Annotated in this window: 1 protein-coding gene; it reads right to left on the reverse strand. The window is 37.6% G+C overall.

Translation table 11 applies throughout. The annotated features are described in order from the left end of the window. Positions 1–647: hypothetical protein (locus tag ACVCZW_RS00095; protein ID WP_452231289.1), on the reverse strand; the 647-nt coding region annotated here is incomplete at both ends.

The following is a 647-nucleotide window of genomic DNA, read 5'->3' on the forward strand; positions in this document are numbered from 1 at the left end:
CTATCAGTAGAAGCTACGGTTTGAATTTCGTTGGTTGCATCTGTATCTTCATCTGCAGTAATATGATCTGCGATTGCAGTTTCATTGTCTGCAATAGCTGTGTTTTGTGTTGTTTGTTCCGTTTCTAAAGTGTTAATATCATCCGCATTAGTAGTGATTTGCGATTGTAAAGCAGTTTCATCAAAAGGAGTAACACTTAAATCGATATTGTTGTTTGCATCTGTGGTTACTGTAACCGAACTATCAGTAGAAGCTACGGTTTGAATTTCGTTCGTTGCATCTGTATCTTCATCTGCAGTAATATGATCTGCGATTGCAGTTGCATTATCTGCAATGTCTGAAGCGTTATCGGTAATTGCTGTATTTTGCGTAGTTTGTTCCGTTTCTAAAGTGTCAATATCATCCGCATTAGTAGTGATTTGCGATTGCAAAGCCGTTTCGTCATAAGGAGTAATACTTAAATCGATATTGTTATTTGCGTCTGTTGTTATTGTAACAGAGCTATCAGTAGAAGCTACGGTTTGAATTTCGTTGGTTGCATCTGTATCTTCATCTGCAGTAATATGATCTGCGATTGCAGTTTCATTGTCTGCAATAGCTGTGTTTTGTGTTGTTTGTTCCGTTTCTAAAGTGTCAATATCATCCGC

This window comes from Lacinutrix sp. MEBiC02595 (assembly GCF_053601555.1).